Here is a 20,461-nt window from a genome sequence, read left to right as displayed (position 1 = left end):
GGCCACCGGCGGATCTCACAAGTGGCACGAAGCAGCAGGTGAAACCATGAAATTTCCGGGTAACGGGCGATGGTGCCTCATCACCTGACTCTCGCGGCGCAGGATCTGCGGCTGGACGTCAACCCTCTTGACTACCTCATCCTCGCGCTGTACTTCGTCACCGTCCTCGGCATCGGCTTCGCCGCGCGCCGGGCCATCAAGACCAGCCTGGACTTCTTCCTGTCCGGCAGGTCCCTCCCCGCCTGGATCACCGGCCTGGCATTCCTGTCGGCCAACCTCGGCGCCACCGAGATCCTGGGCATGGCCGCCAACGGCGTGCAGTACGGCGTCGCCACCGTGCACTACTACTGGATCGGCGCCGTCCCGGCGATGGTGTTCCTCGGCATCGTGATGATGCCGTTCTACTACCGGTCGAAGGTGCACAGCGTTCCGGACTTCCTGCGCCGCCGCTTCAACGGCCAGACGCAGCTGCTCAACGCGATCACCTTCGCCGTGGCGCAGATCCTCATCGCGGGGATCAACCTGTACGCGCTCGCGCTGGTGATGGGCGCGCTGCTCGGCTGGCCGCTGATGCTGTCGATCGTGGTCTCGGCGGCCATCGTGCTCGCCTACGTCGTGCTGGGCGGACTGTCGTCGGCCATCTACAACGAGGTCATGCAGTTCTTCGTCATCCTCGCCGGCCTCATCCCGGTCACCGTCCTCGGCCTGATCAAGGTGGGCGGCTTCTCCGGGCTGGCGGACAAGGTGCGGCGGTCGGCGCTGGGCGAACCCGGTCTGCACGCCTGGGCGAACACCGGGTCGGCCGACGCCAACCCGCTCGGGGCGCACTGGATCGGCATCGTCCTCGGCCTCGGTTTCGTGCTGTCGTTCGGCTACTGGACGACGAACTTCGCCGAGGTGCAGCGCGGGCTGTCGGCGCGCAACACGCGGGCGGCGCGGCTCACCCCGATCGTCGCGGCCTACCCCAAGCTGATGATCCCGGCCGTGACCGTCATCCCCGGCCTGGTGGCGCTGGTGCTGTTCAGCGATCTCGGCAAGCCCGGCGGCCCGCAGTACAACTACGCGATCCCGCTCCTGATGGGCGACCTGCTGCCGAACGGCGTGCTCGGCATCGCGGTCACCGGCCTGCTGGCCTCGTTCATGGCCGGCATGGCGGCCAACATCAGCGGCTTCAACACCGTCTTCACCTACGACATCTGGCGCTCGCACGTGAAGAAGGACAAGCCCGATGAGTACTACCTCAAGCTCGGGCGCCTGGCCACCGTGGGCGGCGTCGTGCTCGGCATCGGCACCGCGCTGATCGCGGCCGGGTTCAGCAACATCATGAACTACCTGCAGACGCTGTTCTCCTTCTTCAACGCGCCGCTGTTCGCGACCTTCATCATCGGGCTGTTCTGGAAGCGGATGACCGCGTGGGCCGGTTTCTGGGGCCTGCTGACCGGCACGCTCGCCGCCTTCGCGTCCTACATCCTGTTCAAGGCGGGCGTGCTGGACTTCGGCACCGAGTTGAACGCCACCTTCTGGGGCGCCGGCACCGCGTTCGTGGTGGACGCGGTGGTCTCGATCGTGGTCACGCTGCTCACCACCCCCAAGCCCGAGAGCGAGCTGCGCGGCCTGGTGTACGGGCTCAGCGACGCCTCGATCGCCGACGACGCGCTGGCCGGTGACACGGCCTGGTACCGCTCGCCGGTGGTGCTGGGCATCGGCGCGGTGATCCTGGGCGCCGCCCTCTACATCCCGTTCATCTGACCCATGCCGTTGCCGAACCGATCCGCTGCTCCGCCACCGGACCGCCCGACCACCATCCCGGCGACGGCCGGGCAGACGACCGTTTCGTCCCCGATCGGAGACCTGCTGTGAACGACGAGAGCGACCGCAAGCGCGTCGCCCGGCTCTTCGACATCCGCCGCATCATCGGCGGCCTGTTCCTCATCTACGGCGCCATCCTCACCGTCGTCGGACTGCTGGACGGTGCGGAGGCGGTGCGCAAGGCCGAGGGAATCCGCATCAACCTCTGGACGGGCGTGGGCATGATCATCGTCGGCGCCGTCTTCCTGGTGTGGGAGCGGCTGCGCCCGGTCGACGCGCCCGATCCTTCCGCCGCACAGGACGTCGAGGACACCGGGACGGAGGCTGAGAACGAGCCCGGCGAGCGGAGCGCGCCGTAGTCCGGACGCGGCCCTCACCTGCCGGAACGCGGCAAAGTGAGGTTGCATGTGGCCGAATATCCCTATTTCGGGTGTCATGATGGGGACATGCTGGAGCCGGTTGGGCTGAACTCCGTGGAGGAACTGACGTATCGGCTGCTGGTCTCGGCCGCCGAGGCGGAGGTCGGGGAACTCGGGCGGCACACCCGGCTCGGACCCGAACAGGTGGGAGACGCGCTGCGGTCGATGGCCGCCAAGGGCCTGGTCCGGGAGGTCTCCCCCGGACGGTTCGCCGCCGTCGCGCCCGACATCGCGCTCGGCGCGTCGCTGCTGCGGCGCCAGCAGTCGCTGGACTGGGCGCGCCGCTCCCTGGAGGAACTGTCGGAGGAGTACCGCGCCAACGTCCGCCGCAGGGACGCCGCCCAGCTCATCGAGGTGCTGCCCAACCGGGCCGCGATGCGCGAGCACCTGCTGCACATGCAGGACAACGCCCGGGAGGAGATCCTGGGCTTCTGCCTGGCCGGCCCGGTCGCGATGACCGCCGCCCAGAACGACGCCGAGCCGTCCGCGCTCGCCCGCGGCGTGACCTACCGCGTCATCTACGAACGCGCGCTGCTGGAGGAGCCCGGCATGCAAGCCGACGTCGCCCAGGCGATCAAGCTGGGCGAGCGGTCCCGCGCCATCCCGCGGCTCCCCGTGCGGCTGACCGTCGCCGACCGCCGCATCGGCCTGCTCACGCTCGTCCAGCGGCCGGGCCTGTCCGAGCCCACCGCGGCGCTGATCCGCGGCGGCACCCTGCTCGACGCGCTGCTCGCCCTGTTCGAGAGCCAGTGGGACCGCGCGACGCCGTTGAGCGTCATGGACGGCGGCGCCCTGTCGCTGGAGGCCGAGACGGCGCCCTGCCCTCTCGACCCCGACGACCTCTACCTGCTGTCGCTGCTGGTGGCGGGCGTGCCCGACAAGTCGATCGCCAGCCAGCTCGGCATCAGCCAGCGCACCGTCCAGCGGCGCGTCTCGGGCATCATGGAGGCGGCCGGCGTCCAGACCCGCATGCAACTGGCCTGGCACGCCGCCCGCGAACGCTGGCTGTGACGGCGACCGTCCCCAGTGAGGGAACGCCATCGCGAGCCAGGGCCCGTCCTTTGTAACTTTCACCGCCGGGCGCCATGTCATCGCAGGTCGAACCGGTTAAGCAGGCCACCTCCTTCCTAGCGGGGACGCCGCCTCCGTACCATCGCCACGCGGACGAGGCGGAGGTGGAGCATGGCGACCAGACGCGCACTCCTGGCGATCATGGCGGCGATGATCGGGGTCCTGGCGTACACGGCGCTCGCGCTCGTGCCGCCGGCCCGCGCCGCCACCGTGCGGATAATGCCGCTGGGCGACTCCATCACCGGCTCCCCCGGCTGCTGGCGCGCCCTGCTGTACAACAAGCTGGTGCAGGGCGGCTACAGCGTGGACATGGTGGGCACCCTGCCGCCCCAGGGATGCGGCGTGAGCTACGACGGCGACAACGAGGGCCACGGCGGCGCGCTGGTCACCACCGTCGCCGACCAGAACCAGCTCCCCGGCTGGCTCTCGGCGACCCGGCCCGACGTCGTGCTGATGCACTTCGGCACCAACGACGTGTGGAGCAACCGCGCGACCAGTACGATCCTGGCCGCGTACGGCAAGCTGGTCGACCAGATGCGCGCGAGCAACCCGACCATGAAGATCCTCGTCGCGCAGATCATCCCGATGAACCCGGGCTCCTGCCCCGAGTGCGCCCAGCGCGTCGTCGCGCTCAACTCCGCCATCCCCGGGTGGGCGCAGTCCAAGAGCACCACCCAGTCGCCGATCGTGGTCGTCGACCAGTGGACCGGGTTCAGCACCTCCAGCGACACCGGGGACGGGGTGCACCCCAACGCCACCGGCGACCAGAAGATGGCGAACAAGTGGTACCCGCCCCTGGCCGCCCTGCTCAACGGCGCCACCCCGACGCCGCCCGTCACCCCGACCCCCACCCCGCCGACCACTCCGTCGCCGCCGGTCACGCCGACCCCGACCGCGCCGACCACCCCCTCGCCCCCTCCGCCCGGCGGCTGCGCGGCCACCTACCGCGTCACCAACTCCTGGCAGGGCGGTTTCGGCGCGGAGGTGACCGTCAGGAACAACGGCACCACTTCGCTCAGCGGCTGGACGGTGAGGTGGACCTTCGCCAACGGTCAGACGGTCACCCAACTGTGGAACGGAACCGTGAGCCAGAGCGGCGGCGCCGTGACGGTCAGGAACGCGAGCTACAACGGCGACCTGGGCGCCGGCGCCTCGACCACCTTCGGCTTCAACGGCAGCTGGACGGGCGCCAACAGCGTCCCCTCGGCCCTCACCTGCACCTCCCCCTGACCGCCGAACGCAGGGTGGACGGCCCCTGAGCGCCCGGGCCGCCCACCCCCGCCCCCCTGTGGACACCGTCGCCGAGATCGCCGGCCCTGTCGGTCACGTACGGGATCACCTACGCTGGCTCCCACCGCGAGGCGGGTAACGGTCAGGGGGAACTCCCCAATCGTGTCGAACCGTTGCGTTGGACGAAGGCCGTCCACGGTTCACGTGTTCGGTGCCCCCGGGAGGTCGTCGCTGGAGGAATCCATGGAGTTCCGGCTCCTCGGTCCCATAGAGGTCTGGAACGGTGGCCGTCAGGTGCCGCTCGGGGGGGCGAAGCCGCGAACCCTGCTCACCGCGCTGCTCATCGACGAGGGCCACGTGGTCGGGGCCGAACGGCTCATCGACGCCATCTGGGGCGCGGATCCCCCGGAGACCGCCCGGGCGGTGCTGCAGACCTACATCTCGTCGCTGCGCCGATCGTTCGAGCGCGCGGACATGCCCCCCGTCATCGTGTCCCACCAGGCGGGTTACCTGGCCGACGTCCCCGCCGGCGCCGTCGACCGTTCCGCGTTCGAGACGCTCGTCGCCCAAGGACGCCGCGCGGCCACCGAGGGGCGGCACGAGGAGGCGGCCGAGCGGTTCCGCGCCGCCCTCGCGCTGTGGCGCGGTCCCGCCCTCGGCGGGATGGGCGACTCCTTCCTGCTCGCCGAGGCCCGGCGCCTGGACGAGCTGCGGCTCACCGTGACCGAGGAGCGCATCGCCGCCGACCTCGAGATCGGCCTGCACGAGCAGGTGATCGGAGAGCTGACCGCCCTGGTGGCACGCCATCCCACCCACGAACGCCTTCGCCATGACCTCATGGCGACCCTGAACCACCTCGGGCGGCGGGGGGACGCGCTCGCGGTCTACCGGCAGGGCGTGGAGGTCCTCGCGGAGGAGCTCGGCATCGATCCCGGCCCCGAGCTGCGGCGGTTGCACGAGGGCATCCTGCGGGGGGATCCGCGCCTGTCACCCGGGCACCGCTCCCGGACGCGCCCGCCGGAGACCTCCGCGCCCACGGGCTCGGGGGCGGCGAGCGGAACGCCCGGCAGGCCCGGCAGGCCCGGCCACGACGGTGCCGGACCCGGAAGGTCCGATGCCGCCGGGGCCACTCCCGAGCGGGCCGGTACCGGCAGCACCGGTATCGCAAGGTTCCCGACCGGAAGGAGCGGTACCGAGAGGGCCACTCCCGAAGCGGCCGGCACCGAAGGGGCCGCTCCCGAGAGAGGCACCTTCGAGAGGGGCATTCCTGAGAGGGGCACTCCCGAGAGGGGCGCTTCCGAGAGGGGCAGGCCGTACCAGCTGCCTCCCGTCATCCCCGACTTCACCGGCCGGACCGAGGAGACGGTCCTGTTGCGGGCGGCTCTGACCCGGCCGTCCGCCATGCCGGTCTGCGTGATCCTCGGCGCCGGCGGCACGGGCAAGTCGACCCTCGCGTTACGGGTCGCCCACGACGTCGCCGAGCGCTACCCGGACGGCCAGCTCTACGCCGAGCTGCGCGGCACCACCGAGCTTCCGGCGACGCCCGAAGAGGTCCTGGGCCGCCTCCTGCGCGAACTGGGCACGCCCGCGCCGGAGCTTCCGCCGACCCTGGAGGAGCGGGTCAACCGCTATCGCAGCCTGCTCTCCGGCCGTCGCATGCTGGTGGTGCTCGACGACGCGGCCACCGAACGCCAGGTCCGCCCGCTGCTGCCCGGCTCGGCGGGATGCGCCGTGCTGATCACCTCGCGCAACAAGCTTCCGAGCCTCGCCGGCGCCCTGCCGACGGAGCTCGGCACGCTGACCGTCGACGCGGCGCTCGCCCTGCTTTCCCACGTCGCCGGCGCCGAACGCGTCACCGCGGAGCCCGGACCGTCGCGGATGATCGTACGGCAGTGCGGGTACCTGCCCCTCGCCATCCGCATCGCCGGAGCCAGGCTCGCCTCGCGCCGGCAGTGGTCGGTGAAACTCATGGCCGACCGCCTCGCCGATGAGCGGCGCCGGCTCGACGAACTCGCCGTGGGCGACCAGGAGGTCCGCGCCGGCATCGCCCTGAGCTACGAACTGCTGACCGGCTCGGTCCGCAGGGCGTTACGGTACCTCGGCCTGCTCGGCCTTCCGCACTTTCCCGCCTGGGTCGCGGCGGCCGCCACCGGGTCGAGCCTCGACGAGGCCGAGCGGGAACTGGAACAGCTGGTGGACGCCTCGCTGGTCGAGGTCGAGGGCGTCGACGCGATCGGCCAGGTGCGCTACCGGCTGCACGATCTCATCCGGCTGTTCGCCCGCGAGCGCGCCGAGGCCGAGGACCCGCCACCGGAGCGGGTCGGCGCGGTGACCAGGGTGCTCGGCGGCTGGCTCTGGCTGCTGTCGAAGGTGCGCGCCGTCGAACCGTCGGGCACGATCGCGGTGCGCGAGTCCTACCGGCTCGCCGTGCCCATCGATCCGCAGGCCGCGCGGGCCGTCCTGGCGGCGCCCCACACGTGGTTCCGCATCGAGGAGGAGCCGCTGGTCGTCGGCGTCGAACTGGCGGCGGGGCTGGACCTCGACGAGGCCGCGGTCGAACTGGCCTCCGCGCTGTGCCATTCCGCCTTCGCCGTGGAGAACCAGTTCACGGCCTGGAGCCGCACGCACGACGCCGCCCTGGCCGTCGCGCGGCGCAGGGGGAACACCGCCGGGCAGGCGACGCTGCTCGCGGAGCTGGGCCAGCTGCGATACGAGCAGGACCGCTACGCCGAGGCGAAGGAGTACTTCGGCAAGGCGCTCGCGATGTTCCGCGCCGCCGGGGACCTGCGGGGAGAGTGCGCCATCCTCACGGGCATGGGCGTCGTCTGCCGCGAACAGGGGCACCTGCCCGAGGCGCTTCACTATCTCGACAGCGCTCAGCGGATGTGGCGCGACCAGGGTGACGAGGCCGCTCTCGCCCACGTGCAGCGGCTGGCGGGGTCGGTCAGGCTGGAACAGGGCGACCTGGATCATGCCTGGAACGACCTGGACGACGCGTTCACGCTGTACAGACGATCGGGCAGCCGGCGAGGTGAGGCGCTGACCCTGCGCACCATGGCCCTGCACCACCTGGCCAGGGAACAGTACGCCGAAGCGGAGCGGCTGAGCGAACAGGCGGCGCACATCTTCGGCGACATGGGCGAGCGGCTGCTGGAGTGCTACGCCTTGCGCACGCGCGCCAAGGCGTGGCTCCGGCAGGGCAGGTGCGACGAGGCGCTGCCCGCGCTGGACGGCATCCTCGCCGACATGCGGGCCCTGCGCGACCGGTGGGGCGAGGCGATCACCTTGCGCACGCTGGGAGAGCTCCACCTCGCCGTCGGGCGCCTCCCGGAGGCGGAGAGCTGCCTGAAGGAGTCGGTGCGGCAGTGGGAGGAGCTGGGCCTTCCTCTGTTCCGCGCGCGGACCCTGCGTGACCTGGCCCTGCTGCACGAGGAGCTGGGACAGTACGCGGCGGCCGAGACCGTGCGGACGGAGGCGGTCGAGATCTTCCGGGCGTACGGCTCCCGCGAACACGCGGAGCTCACTCCGCGGCGGAGAAGCGGTTCCGCGCAGGAGGACGTCGTTCTGTAGAGCGGCCTACAACGGATTTACAGCGGTATTGGAGCGCGCGGTCGCACTCTTTCGGAGCCAGATCGAATCTGTCCCGAAATGAGGCATCCGATGAGTGCATCCCCCTCGCGTCCCGCCCGTGGCGCCCTCCGGCTCGCCGGAATCACCGCCATGGCGCTGACCTGCAGCCTGCTGATCGCGCCCGCCGCCATGGCCGGTCCCACCCCGGCGCCCAGCGCGAAGGCCAGTGACGTCGGCGCGCTCCGAGCCGTCGCCGCGTGCGACGCGAACGGCACCACCTCCACCGACTCCGCCCTCGCGACGCAGCTCAACGGCTCACTGAAGGCCAAGATGAAGGGGTACATGTCGGCCTACCGCGTCTCCTGCGCGCGGATGGTGGTCAAGGCCGTGCGCGACCGCGGGCTGAACCTCAGGGCCGCCGTCATCGCCATCACCACGACGATCGTCGAGTCGAGCATCGACAACATCAGCGAGGAGCTCGACCACGACAGCCTCGGGCTGTTCCAGCAGCGGGCCTCCTGGGGGACCAGGGCCGAGCGGCTGAACCCGGACTGGGCCACCAACGCCTTCCTCAAGAAGATGCAGTCGAAGTACCCGGACGAGAAGTGGCTGACCGCGCCGATCGGCGAGGTCTGCCAGGCCGTTCAGGTGTCGGCGTACCCGGACCGCTACCAGCCGCAGGCCGGCGACGCGAAGATCATCGTCGATGCCATCGTGGCCTCCCAGGCGCCTCCGGACCCGGTCGACTACGGGGTGCTGGACTTCACCCTGTCCGACAGTTTCGACTCCAACACCAACACCCGGCCGGTCATCAGATACGGCAACAGCCCGATGATCCCCATCATCGGCGACTGGGACGGCGACGGCGTCGACACCCCCAGCGCCTACGACCCCACCACCGCCACCTTCCACCTGTCCAACAACCCCTCCAACGGCCAATCCCAGTACAACATCAAATACGGCAACCGAAACTCCATCCCCATCGTCGGAGACTGGGACGGCGACGGAAAGGACAACATCGGCGTCCGCATGGGCTACAGCTTCTACCTGCGCACCACCCCCATCACCAGCACCACCGAAACCACCACCAGCTACGGCTACGGCAACACCAACTGGATCCCCGTCGTCGGCGACTGGGACGGCAACGGCACCGACACCCCCAGCGCCTACGACCCCGCCACCGGCATCTTCTACATCTCCAACAACCCCGCCAGCGGCGACGCCGACTACCACTTCAAATACGGCAACGACTACTCCACCCCCTTCGCCGGCGACTGGGACGGCGACGGAAAGACCAACATCGGCGTCCGCATGGGCTACACCTTCTACCTGCGCACCAGCCCCGTCACCAGCGCCACAGAAACCACCCGCCCCGTCCCCTTCGGCAACACCGCCGACCTCCCCGTCATCGGCGACTGGAACGGCGACGGCACCGACACCCAAGGCATCGTCCGGTAGCTCCTTTTCGGCCCCGTCCCGGTGCACAGCCGGGACGCCCCGCCGTCCCCCCACCCCCCACCCCACGCCCCTGTGCCGCCGTGACCGACACGGCGGCACAGGGGCGTTCCGCGTCGCCGGACACACCGCCCTCGCACTCCCCCGCGCCCGGCGCCCGCCGTGCGCCGCGCGCCGACGCTGTAATCCCCTCGCACGCCGGCCGCCGGAAGCTACAGCGCACTTACAGCAAGGTTGGAGCGCCCACCCGGATCCTTCTCTCACACGGAGATCGGCAGACCCGCAGGACTTACCGGAAAGGAACTCCCATGAGTTCGATCACCCCCCGCACCGGGACCACGACGACCCGCTCGCGCTTCCTGCGCCGGCTCGGCGGCGGGCTGGCCACCACGGCTCTGCTCGGAACAGGGCTCATCACGACCACGGCCTCCCCTGCCGCCGCCGCGTCGCGCGCGACGATCGTGTCGGTCGCCCAGGGCCAGCTCAACAACTCCTCGCGCAACCACGAATCGCCGATGGGCAGCGGCTGCAACTTCTACACCGGGTACTTCCGCTCCTGGAAGCCCTCCTCCGGGTGCCCCTCGACCGACGGGGTCCAGTGGCGCGACAGCGACTGGTGCGCCGACTTCTCCAAGTACGTGTGGAAGAACGCCGGCGTGCGCAACGCCGACATCGCCGAGACCGACGGCGGCGTGCTGACAGGCTGGGCCGCCTCCTTCAAGAACTACGGGACCAAGTACGGCACCTGGCACACCCGGTCGAGCGGCTACACGCCCCAGCCCGGTGACGCCGTCGTCTTCGACTGGGACCGGGACGGCGAGATCAACCACGTCGGCATCGTCAAGTCGGCGACCTCGAGCACCGTCTACACCATCGAGGGCAACGCCAGCGACCGCGTCAAGGAGAACAGCTACTCACGCTCGGACGGCGACATCGTCGGATACTCCGCTCCGCTCGGCATCGACAGCACCCCTGACCCCGAGCCCGAGCCGATCGACTACGGGGTGCTGGACTTCACCCTGTCCGACAGTTTCGATTCCAACACCAACACCCGGCCGGTCATCAGGTACGGCAACAGCCCGATGATCCCCATCATCGGCGACTGGGACGGCGACGGCGTCGACACCCCCAGCGCCTACGACCCCACCACCGCCACCTTCCACCTGTCCAACAACCCCTCCAACGGCCAATCCCAGTACAACATCAAATACGGCAACCGAAACTCCATCCCCATCGTCGGAGACTGGGACGGCGACGGAAAGGACAACATCGGCGTCCGCATGGGCTACAGCTTCTACCTGCGCACCACCCCCATCACCAGCACCACCGAAACCACCACCAGCTACGGCTACGGCAACACCAACTGGATCCCCGTCGTCGGCGACTGGGACGGCAACGGCACCGACACCCCCAGCGCCTACGACCCCGCCACCGGCATCTTCTACATCTCCAACAACCCCGCCAGCGGCGACGCCGACTACCACTTCAAATACGGCAACGACTACTCCACCCCCTTCGCCGGCGACTGGGACGGCGACGGAAAGGACAACGTCGGCGTCCGCATGGGCTACACCTTCTACCTGCGCACCAGCCCCGTCACCAGCGCCACAGAAACCACCCGCCCCGTCCCCTTCGGCAACACCGCCGACCTCCCCGTCATCGGCGACTGGAACGGCGACGGCACCGACACCCAAGGCATCGTCCGATAACCCCCGCCTTCTCTGATCCAGGCCCCTGTGCCGCCGGCCACTCGGCGGCACAGGGGCACTTCCCTCTTGCCATCAGACCAAGAACGAGGTGTCGTCCCCATGCCACAGATCACGTTGTTGTCCGACTCCCGGATCCTCGCGCTGCCGGTGGAAGAATGCGGCCAGCCCCTGGTCGACCTGCGCGGGCTGGACGGGGTGCTCATCGACCAGCGGCTCGCGGATCCGGCGGGGGCCTACGCGCACCTGCGGCTCAGCGTCGCCGAACGGCTCGTGGCGGCTCAGGCGCTGCTGCCACCGGGGCTCAGGATCCTGGTGATCGAGGGATACCGGCCGCCGGTACTGCAGGAGCGGTATTTCGCCGAGTCCGTCGAGGAGCTCCGGGGCCTGCACCCCGACTGGAGCGCCGAACGCCTCCGCCGGGAGGCGGGCCGGTACATCTCTCCTCCCGAGGTGGCGCCGCACGTTGCGGGCGCCGCCGTGGACCTGACCCTCTGCAGCGAGGCCGGGACCGAGCTGCCGATGGGCACGGAGGTCAACGCCACGCCCACCGGCCCTGACGGGGCGTGCTACACCGCCTCCCCCGACATCTCGCCGGAGGCGGCCGGCAACCGGCGCCTGCTGGTCTCGGTCCTGACGGCGGCCGGTCTGATCAACTATCCGACCGAGTGGTGGCACTGGTCGTACGGGGATCGTTACTGGGCCTACGTGAGCGGAGCCCCGGCCGCCCGCTACGGCCTGCTCGACACCCCCGCCCTGGCCGGCCCGCCCGCCCGCTGAGGTCGTCCGCGGCCCTCACCTGCGCCTCTCCCCGACCGCCGAGCCGAGGGCAGGCCGCTCCCGTACGCCGGGGCCGCCCACCCTCGTCCTCGGTCCGTCAAACTTGTGCAGGACGCGGCCAAAGTGAACAACTCCCCATGCTCACATGACCGCCAACTTATGAGAGACTCCAGGCTTGCGGGGCGGTAGCTCAGCCGGTCAGAGCAGCGGACTCATAATCCGTAGGTCGTGGGTTCAAGTCCCACCCGCCCTACCACTCCCGATCAACAGAAAGAGCCCCTGGCCTGGACTCATGCCGCCGGGGGCTCTCTCGTCCCGTCCGACCGTCCACGGCTGACGGTGACCATCCACGGCTGGTCTCACCCAATGCTCACCCACGAACCGCGCCTCAGCCATGAGCGGCAAGCGCGTCGGAGATGCGACGCTCCGCGGCCTCGTCCTGACCGACGATGCACTTGGCGTAAATCTGCAGCAGAACAAAACGCGCCGGACATGATGCTCTTGGCGGCTCGCCGCTGTCCAGAAGGGGACACCGGGCGGAGAGCGCCTTTTCCGTAGATTCCGGACGCCGGAAATCCGTGCCCCCAGGTCGCCGCGCACCGGCCCGCGACCGTGTGCCGTAGGTCTGAAGCCGAATCCCGGCAGACAACCGCTCAACATATCGCTCTATCAGCCACTAAATCTCGCGTCAAGCCGTTGCTTCCCTAATAAATGCCTGAAATACCGAATCTGGTCCCATAACCACATCGCGGAGCAGAATTGATGAAAACCTCCTCAAGCACCGCAAGAGCCTCACGAGCCGTCCGCCGTCTGACGGTGGCGCTGGGAGTCGCCGCCGCCGTGACCGGACTGGGCACCGTCCACGCCACGGCGGCACCCGCACCCGCACCCGCACCCGCACCCGCACCCGCACCCGTCAAGGACACCACGGCCCGGCCGATCGAGCCGGTCGGCGAGGTGCCCGGCGCTTTCGCGTCCTGGACCAACCTGCTGGCCACCCAGCAGAAGCTGGTCAAGGCGGCCGACCGCATCACTGCCGCCACCAAGACCAAGGAGGACACCGGATACGCCGGCATCATCGCCGCGCCGGAGAACCACGAACTGCGCGTCTACTGGAAAGGCGACACCCCGAGGCGCATCGACGACCTGATCGGCCGGCTGCGCGAGGACGTCCCGGTCAGCATCCTGCCCGCGGCGTACTCGGCCCGAGAGCTTGAGCGCGAGATGAACCGTCTCGCCCGCGTCTCCGCCGGTGCGATCACCTCGATCGCGCCGAAGGTCGACGGCTCGGGCCTGACGGTCTCGGGCGCCGACCTCGGCCTGACCCGCGCCAAGGTCGCCGACTCCACCGTGCCGATCACCATCCAGGCGGGCGTCACGCCGGCCCTGGCCAGCCGCTGGGACGACTCCCCACCATGGTGGGGCGGGGCGGCCTGGCGCAAGGCCGGCATCGGCGGGATCGGCTGCTCCACCGGCTTCGCCGTCACCTACGGCGGCACGACCAGGATGCTGACCGCGGCCCACTGCGGTGACGTCGGGCAGACGGCCACCGACCCGACCGGCCAGGCGATCGGCCCGATCTCCTCCTACGACGACATGTACCGAGACGTCATGTTGATCAATGCGAGCACCGCAGGCCGCGTTTACAACAACAACCCCGGCACCATCTCGCCGGAGTTCGGCAACCCGGTCATCGGCACCACCGGTTCCTACGTGGGCATGTGGCTCTGCACCTCCGGCGCCTACTCGGGCACCCTGTGTTCCATCCAGGCCAAGCAGGTCAACGTCACGCTCAGCGTGGGCTACCCGATCTATGGCCTGGTCATCGCCGAGCAGGCGGCGCACACCAACGCGGCCGGCGGGGGTGACAGCGGCGGCCCGGTGGAGATCCCCAACCCGTCCAGCATCACCCAGCAGTACGCGGTAGGGGTCATCTCCGCCATCGACCCCAGCACGCCGGTGCCCTGCACCGGCTACGTGACCAGCGGGCGTACCTGTTCCTGGCGGTTCTACTACGCGCCGTGGAGCAACGCGACCACCGCCTTCCCGGGCGTCACCCTCGTGACCGGCTGACCCTTCGACCGGCGGGTCGTACGCGGCGCGTGACGCCGCACAGCCCGCCGGTCTCGCTCCGCTTCCCGGGCGACCGACCTGGCGGGAACTCGGCGGGCGGAGCGACATTCAGTGTCCGTCGCTCCGTTCATACGCGGCGCCTCGGCTATGGAACGATCTCTTGAGGTCAGACCTCGTGGCGAGGAAGGTGTCCTTTTCCGTACGCGATGTGGGCTATCAAAAGGGTCGCCACGATTCCGCCCGCGACGACGAAAATGGCGTGGCTGATTCCTTCGGCCATGGCGACCCGTAGTCCATCCCCCAGGAGTCCTTCGGTGCCGGCGTTGGCCACGAGCACCAGGATCGCGAGCCCCACGACGGCTCCGACCCCTGATCCGGTGGATGCGATCGCCGAGGCGACACCCTGCTCGCGATCACGCACTCCAGTTGCGGCGGCGATGAACATGGCCGTGAAGATGACGCCGTCGCCGATGCTGACGGCGATGAGTCCTGGGATCAGCGTGACGTAGGAGCCGTCGGGAGAAGTCGCCAGCCCCAGGGCGACGGCCCCGGCCGCGCCGATCGACAGGGCGAGGGTGAGTGTGCGCCGCAGGCCGATGAGCGTCACCACCCGGCCGCCCACTGTCGAACCGGCGACCACCACGACGGTCGGGAGCAGGAACGCGATTCCGGTTTCCAGGGCGTCGTAGCCGAGGACGTCCTGGAAGTAGATCGACAGGAAGTAGAGGAGTGAGCCGAACGTGGTCATGAACATGAACGCGATCGCCACGGCCATCCTGAGGCTCCCGTTGACCAGAAGCCGTGGCGGGAGAAGCGGATCACCACTACGCCCCTCGATCAGGACGAATGCCACAGCCAGCAGAAGGCCCACCGCCGCCGCGGCAAAAATCACCGGTGAGCCCCAGCCCAGATCGGCGCCCTGTACAAGCGCGAACACCAGCAGCGTGATGGCGCCTGTGGCGGTCAGCGCACCAGGCAGGTCGAACATACGCGTCCTGTCGCGAGGCGGATCGGCGTCGATCAGGAAGAGCGTCCAGACGAAGACCGCGCCCACGAGCGGGACGTTGACGAAGAACACCGCTTCCCACCCGAAGGCTCGCGTGAGCACGCCGCCCAGCAGGACGCCCACGACCAGACCCGCCGCGCCGGAACCTCCCCAGACGGCCAGGGCGCGGTTGCGGTCGCGGCCCTCGGCGAACGTGGTGTTGATGAGCGCCAGCGTGCTCGGAAAGACCAGCGCTCCGCCGAAACCCTGAACCGCACGCGCGATCAGCTGGATCAGGGGTGTCGTCGCGAGCCCTCCCGCGAGCGAGGCCAGCGCGTAAAGCGTCAGGCCGACCAGGAGCATCCGCCGCCGGCCGAGCAGGTCCGCCGCGCGGCCCCCGAACAGGAGGAATCCACTGGATGCCACCGCGTAGACACTGACCACTGATTGCAATGTCTGCGCCGAGTAGCCCAGGTCATGCCCCATATCGGGCAGGGCTACCACGACGATGTACTGGTCGAGCGAGACGATCATCATGGCGAACGACAGCAGCGCCAGCGTCGCGGCACTGCGACTTCGAACAGCCCTGGGGCCTGGATGAAGACTCCCGGAGACTCCGGGGATCCTGAGTTCGTTCTTCATGCGTGGCCTCTCTTCATGGAGGGGAGGGCCGATCGAGGCCGGCCACGGGGCAACGAACTGAACTGTACAGAACAGTACATCTAAACTCAACAGTACAGTTCAGTTCGGATAGGATGGCGCTGTGACGACAACGAGCAGGCGCGCCCCGTCAGGAGAACGCGCGGCGCGCAAACGGGCCGCCATCGTGCGCGCGGCACAACAACAGTTCCTGGAACGGGGCTTCGGCGCGGGCATGGACCACATCGCCACCGAGGCCGGCGTGTCGAAGGTGACCGTCTACAACCACTTCGCCAGCAAGGAGGAGCTGTTCACCGAGGTGGTGAGCGACGCGCTCGAACAGGCGCTCGGCCAGACCGTGTACGCCCTGCACGAGCGGCTGCGTACCGGCGACGACCTGCGCGACATCCTGACCGCCACCGCCCGCGAGTGGGTGGAGGGGATCGCCCAGCCCGAGGTGCTCGCCCTGCGCGCGTTGATCACCTCTGAGGCCCGGCGCTTTCCCGAACTCGGCCGCGCCTGGCGCAAGCAGGGACCCGATCGTTTCGCCGAACCGCTGGCCGCCGCGCTCAGCGCGCGCGACGACCTGGACATTCCGCACATGGAGCTGGCGATCATCCAGTTCTACGCGCTGGTGCTGTACCCGCACATTGTGCACAGCGCCTACGGCGACAGGCTCGACCCTCAGTTCACCGATGACCTCATCACCACAGGGGTCGACATGTTCCTGAGGTACTACCAGAGGCATCGAGCGTGAATCGCCGGGAAGCCGATACTCCCGATCAGCGCTTCGGGGGCTCGGCATCGACAGCACCCCGACCCAAGTCCATCGACCGCGGAGTGCTGGACTGGACGGCCGAGACATGTAGTCCCAAAGCCGGTGGTGAGCCACACGTTGACAGGAGCCGTAGATCATCTATGTATCGGATGTTTCACGTTTCGTTGAAGCATTCCAGGAGAGATGTGGCCTCCGTTTAAAGTCCCTCCCGTGGGGACCCAAATAGCCGCGAAGAGCAGGGTGTGGAGCGAGTTGCGGTTGAGCTCCCCGCCACGGCTCCAGATCTCGATCTCGCCCAATCTGACCGCGCTCGCCATCATCGCCGACGCCCTCGCGGGCCGCCAGCGCGGCCTACCCGAATCGTGGCGTAAGGCGATCGCCTCACAGGTCGGCCCGCTCGGCCAGGACGCCGTGCGCCCGCTGGCCGTACCCGGCAGCTCGATCGCGCCGGACAGCATCGTGCCGTGCTCCCCCACCGACGGCGATGTCACCGTGCAGTCGCAGGTCAGCGCCCTGCAGGACATCTCGCCCGACGCTCTGATCAGAGATCTGGAGCAGACGTTCGGCCCGGGGACGCCGCCGTTGCACTGGCGCTCGGCTGCCGAGCGGCCCGAGCGCTGGCTGCGCGGGTACGCCGGCGCCCTGGCCGACGTCTGGACCACCACGGAACCGCTGTGGAAGCGCGCCCGCCCGCTGCTCGACAGGGAGGTCGAGCGGGTGGGCGTCGCGGCCGTGCGGGGCGGCCACGAGTTGTTGCTGGGCGCGCTGAGCGAGCGCATCGTCTACGGCGAGCGTGGCCTGCTCATCTCCGACCTGGAATCGAGCACGTTCGAGCTGGGTGACAGGAAGCTCGTTCTGGTGCCCATGTTGGCCGGCAAGGACGCCGTGATCGTCAGCCTGGACAGCCCGGACGCCGTCTGGATCGCCTATCCGGTGCCCGGTGCGGGCTCGTTGTGGCGTAAGCCCGTCGCGCCCGCGGGGGACGAGCTGTCGGCGATCCTGGGTCCGGTCCGCGCACACCTGCTCTGCGCCCTGGAACAGCCCATGACCATGAGCATGCTGTCCACGGACCTGCAGATCGCGCCCAGCGGCCTGACCTACCATTGCGACCGGCTGCGCGCCGGACGGCTGATCATGCGGGAGCGCCGGGGCCGCGAGGTGTGGATCACCCGCACCCGCCGAGCGGAGGAGCTGCTGGAGCTGTTCCGCCGCTGACAGAGTCCGGCGGACAGGCGAGAAGGAACCCTGGCTCTTACTCAGGTTCCAGCGCGGGACCTGACGACGCACACCCGCGCGAGCAGCGGCACACCGTCACGAGGATCCCGATCACACGCTACGCCTCTGGACGTCATGGGCATTCCGGGCACGAGCCCGGACCATGACGAGGAGTGTGCGTCCAGAGAAATTCCAGGTTGATTCCAGTCCGAACATTCAGGCTTTCCGGTGTCAGCTTCATTCCATTTCAGGGAGGAAGATATGTCCACCAGCACGTCAGCGCTCGCGGCCGAGGTCTCCGGAAAGCTCGGGGCCGGGGTCGAGTTGAACCCCGCGGACTTCACCGTGGAGGCGCTGCCCGAGATGCCGATCGCGCTTCGCCAGATGGAGAGCTCGCGGCCGTAGGTCGTCCTCATCGCCCTGGAGCGGTGTGCTTCAGGGCGATGAGCCCGTCAGTCGGCCACGTCGATCACGAAACTCTGGATTCCCATGTCTGACACCGCTGATCCGTTGCTGCGGATCGTTCCGACGGTTCGCCTGGTCCCGCCGCCGAGCATCTGGTCCACAGAACGCTGGTACGTGATGAACATCGCCGCGCGCAGGGAGATCCTGCTGGGCAGCGCCGCGGCACAGGTCTTGCTGAGCTTCTTGCGTGCCGGTTCGGCCGAAGAGCGCCTCGAAGAACTGAAGCGGTCGGCAGGCCTCGAGTCCGACGCCGGCCGGTCCATCGTCGAGCGGTTGGTGACAGAAGGATTCCTGACGCCGGATCGCGATGACTCCCGTCTTGAGGAGACCGAGCGGCGATGGCGCGAGGCCGGATGGCAGGCCGCGTTCGACCACCACCTGCTCACCTACGATTATCCGTATCTGAACTACTCCGAGTCGGATGCACCGGCCATAGACAAATCGATTATGGAGTTGTTCGCCGCCGAGAGCTTCGACGTGAACCGATACAAGGAGTACGCGGGCTCGCTCGCCGTTCCCGTCGCGCGGACCGCCGAAGCCCTCGAATGCCTCGCCCGGCCTTTCGCCGAGGCGTGGGACCGTCGCAACGGATCCGAATCCCTGCCCGTGGCCACATACGACAAGCTCTCGACACTGATCTCGTCGAGCTTCGGGCAGCTTCGCTCGCGCAGAGTCCGGTCGAGTGTTCCGCGCGCCCCGCTGGTTCGCAAGACGAGCCCTTCCGGTGGTTCACGGCATCCGGTCGAATGCTATGTCCTCGCGCGGAAGGTCTCGGGGCTCACGCCCGGGACCTACCACTTCGCCGTCAGGACCTCCGAGCTGGAGCGGATCGGTGATCTTCCCGGCGATGACGAGCTCAAGCCGATGCTGCAAGGCCTGTGGCGTGCGCCTTTCGACCCGGCGGCCTTCGTCGTGGTGACGGGCCTATGGGAACGCAACATGTACCGCTATCGCGAGCCTCGGACGTTCCGCACCGTGTTCATGGACGCCGGTCACGCCGCGGCGACCATGGAACTGTGCGGACAGGCCCTTGATCTGCCGGTCTTCTGGCAGCACGGAGTCGACGACATCGCCGTGCACGGGCTGTTCGGGCTGCAGAAGGAAGGATTGGACGAAGGTGTCCTCTATGCGGCGGCAGTCGGCCGAGCATCGACAGAACTCTCCTGAACCCCCCGTGAACGCCGCGCCACGATGGGCGGCGGGCACGGTCGTCATCCCCGACGAGGACGGCAAGGCCACCGTGCGGAGTCCGTTCGCGAATTCCCCCGTCCTCATGGGGCGGCGCGCGCTGATCTCGCTCGCGGCCGGCGAGAACGACATCTCGGGACTCGCGGTCCTGAAAGACTGTGGCCTCCTGGAGGCCGATGCGATCGACGACGACACCGGTCGTGGCCTTGCGCACTGGCATGCCCGTGGCTGGTCCCACGCCCTGACCACCTATCTGTGGTCACGGCGTGCGTCCTTCCAGGACGACGGAGAGGCTTACCGCGACCGGCAGATGGAGGCGCTCGCCACCTTTCTCCGTGAAGACGGGCCTCCGCCGAGCCCGCGCCGGGCGGCGACGCGGCCAATGGTCCTGCCTGAGCCCGCACCGCTTCCGGAGACGCCCGTCGGCGAGGTCCTGAGGAAACGGGTCACTTCACGTACGCTGCATCGCCGCGCCTTCGGTGACCAGCGACTGTCCGACCTGCTGGGGCACGGCTTGGCCCGGGCGAGCCGCAATCGCGATCCGGACCCGGCGGATCCGCAGCGGTTCCTCTTCAGTTACGGCGCGGCGTTCGACTACTACGTGGCGGTCTACGACGTCCACGGGATCGAGTCCGGAATCCATCTCTACGATCCGTCCACGCACGCGCTGGAAAATCTCGGAACGGTACACGGCGAAGCCGAGACCCGGGCGGCGTGCAAGGAACTGTTCATCGGTCAGCGTCAGGTGGAGACGGCCGCCGCGACGGTGTTCGTCGTGGCCGACTTCCCGCGCTATCAATGGCGCTACCGGCATGAGCGGGGCCTGCGCAACCTCTACTTCGACTCGGCGAGAGTCGGCCAGGCCTTGATCCTCGTGGCGACCGCCTGCGGCCTGCAGACCTGGCTGACCCCGGCCGTCCGCGACTCGCTCGGTGAGCGACTCTTCCAGCTCGCGCCCATCGACCATCAAGTACTCACGACCGTGACCGTCGCATGAAAGGCCAGATGACGTGCTGAGATTCCACCGAGGCTGGGGTCACTTCCAAACACCGGCAGGCGGCGAGGTGTGGTCGCTGAC

Annotated in this window: 15 protein-coding genes and 1 tRNA gene; 15 read left to right on the top strand and 1 reads right to left on the bottom strand. The window is 69.0% G+C overall.

What is annotated here, in order from left to right; genetic code table 11:
* Nucleotides 1–72 precede the first annotated feature (72 nt).
* The 10 genes from ACFQSB_RS10900 (at nucleotide 73) to ACFQSB_RS10855 (ending at nucleotide 14,113) form a co-directional block, all read left to right on the top strand.
* On the top strand, nucleotides 73–1,749 hold the full coding sequence (locus tag ACFQSB_RS10900; protein ID WP_380826009.1) for a sodium:solute symporter family protein: 1,677 nt from the start codon (nucleotides 73–75) through the stop codon (nucleotides 1,747–1,749).
* 107 nt (nucleotides 1,750–1,856) lie between these two features.
* Nucleotides 1,857–2,168 (top strand): hypothetical protein, encoded by a 312-nt coding sequence (locus tag ACFQSB_RS10895; protein WP_380826008.1) that lies wholly within the window; start codon nucleotides 1,857–1,859, stop codon nucleotides 2,166–2,168.
* A gap of 87 nt (nucleotides 2,169–2,255) precedes the next feature.
* Nucleotides 2,256–3,239 (top strand): LuxR C-terminal-related transcriptional regulator, encoded by a 984-nt coding sequence (locus ACFQSB_RS10890; protein WP_380826007.1) that lies wholly within the window; start codon nucleotides 2,256–2,258, stop codon nucleotides 3,237–3,239.
* Between the two features lie 171 nt (nucleotides 3,240–3,410).
* On the top strand, nucleotides 3,411–4,529 hold the full coding sequence (locus ACFQSB_RS10885; RefSeq protein WP_380826005.1) for a cellulose binding domain-containing protein: 1,119 nt from the start codon (nucleotides 3,411–3,413) through the stop codon (nucleotides 4,527–4,529).
* A gap of 243 nt (nucleotides 4,530–4,772) precedes the next feature.
* Entirely contained in the window at nucleotides 4,773–8,099 is a 3,327-nt protein-coding gene (locus ACFQSB_RS10880) for an AfsR/SARP family transcriptional regulator (RefSeq protein WP_380826003.1), read from the top strand.
* A gap of 90 nt (nucleotides 8,100–8,189) precedes the next feature.
* Complete coding sequence (locus tag ACFQSB_RS10875; RefSeq protein ID WP_380826001.1) at nucleotides 8,190–9,557, top strand: hypothetical protein; 1,368 nt, start codon at nucleotides 8,190–8,192, stop codon at nucleotides 9,555–9,557.
* A 305-nt stretch (nucleotides 9,558–9,862) separates the two neighbouring features.
* Nucleotides 9,863–11,263: a CHAP domain-containing protein gene (locus ACFQSB_RS10870; protein ID WP_380825999.1), complete on the top strand. Its 1,401-nt coding sequence runs from the start codon at nucleotides 9,863–9,865 to the stop codon at nucleotides 11,261–11,263.
* A gap of 99 nt (nucleotides 11,264–11,362) precedes the next feature.
* Nucleotides 11,363–12,040, top strand: a complete 678-nt coding sequence (locus ACFQSB_RS10865; RefSeq protein ID WP_380825998.1) for a M15 family metallopeptidase — start codon at nucleotides 11,363–11,365, stop codon at nucleotides 12,038–12,040.
* A gap of 179 nt (nucleotides 12,041–12,219) precedes the next feature.
* Nucleotides 12,220–12,296: transfer RNA gene (locus ACFQSB_RS10860), tRNA-Ile, on the top strand.
* A gap of 560 nt (nucleotides 12,297–12,856) precedes the next feature.
* Complete coding sequence (locus tag ACFQSB_RS10855; protein ID WP_380825997.1) at nucleotides 12,857–14,113, top strand: S1 family peptidase; 1,257 nt, start codon at nucleotides 12,857–12,859, stop codon at nucleotides 14,111–14,113.
* A 166-nt stretch (nucleotides 14,114–14,279) separates the two neighbouring features.
* On the opposite strand, the gene ACFQSB_RS10850 is transcribed toward ACFQSB_RS10855, so the two are convergent.
* Entirely contained in the window at nucleotides 14,280–15,740 is a 1,461-nt protein-coding gene (locus ACFQSB_RS10850; RefSeq protein ID WP_380825995.1) for an MFS transporter, read from the bottom strand.
* Nucleotides 15,741–15,861: 121 nt separating this feature from the next.
* Here ACFQSB_RS10850 and ACFQSB_RS10845 point away from each other — a divergent pair, with 121 nt between their 5' ends.
* The 5 genes from ACFQSB_RS10845 to ACFQSB_RS10825 all read left to right on the top strand — a co-directional run bounded on the left by ACFQSB_RS10845 (nucleotide 15,862) and on the right by ACFQSB_RS10825 (nucleotide 20,380).
* Entirely contained in the window at nucleotides 15,862–16,494 is a 633-nt protein-coding gene (locus ACFQSB_RS10845; RefSeq protein WP_380825994.1) for a TetR/AcrR family transcriptional regulator, read from the top strand.
* A gap of 231 nt (nucleotides 16,495–16,725) precedes the next feature.
* The gene (locus ACFQSB_RS10840) at nucleotides 16,726–17,730 is read left to right on the top strand and encodes an ArsR/SmtB family transcription factor (protein WP_380825992.1); all 1,005 of its coding nucleotides are present in this window, start codon (nucleotides 16,726–16,728) and stop codon (nucleotides 17,728–17,730) included.
* Between the two features lie 261 nt (nucleotides 17,731–17,991).
* Nucleotides 17,992–18,135, top strand: a complete 144-nt coding sequence (locus ACFQSB_RS10835; RefSeq protein ID WP_354853622.1) for a hypothetical protein — start codon at nucleotides 17,992–17,994, stop codon at nucleotides 18,133–18,135.
* 84 nt (nucleotides 18,136–18,219) lie between these two features.
* Nucleotides 18,220–19,362 carry a SagB/ThcOx family dehydrogenase gene (locus ACFQSB_RS10830; protein WP_380825990.1) on the top strand — a complete coding sequence of 381 codons (1,143 nt, stop codon included), beginning with the start codon at nucleotides 18,220–18,222 and terminating at the stop codon, nucleotides 19,360–19,362.
* The gene (locus ACFQSB_RS10825) at nucleotides 19,322–20,380 is read left to right on the top strand and encodes a SagB/ThcOx family dehydrogenase (RefSeq protein WP_380825989.1); all 1,059 of its coding nucleotides are present in this window, start codon (nucleotides 19,322–19,324) and stop codon (nucleotides 20,378–20,380) included. The genes ACFQSB_RS10830 and ACFQSB_RS10825 overlap by 41 nt, the downstream gene beginning before the upstream one ends.
* The last annotated feature ends 81 nt before the right edge of the window (nucleotides 20,381–20,461 follow it).

Source organism: Sphaerisporangium rhizosphaerae (assembly GCF_042665155.1).
Classification (GTDB): Bacteria; Actinomycetota; Actinomycetes; order Streptosporangiales; family Streptosporangiaceae; genus Sphaerisporangium; species Sphaerisporangium rhizosphaerae.
This window is presented reverse-complemented; position numbering and strand designations above follow the sequence as displayed.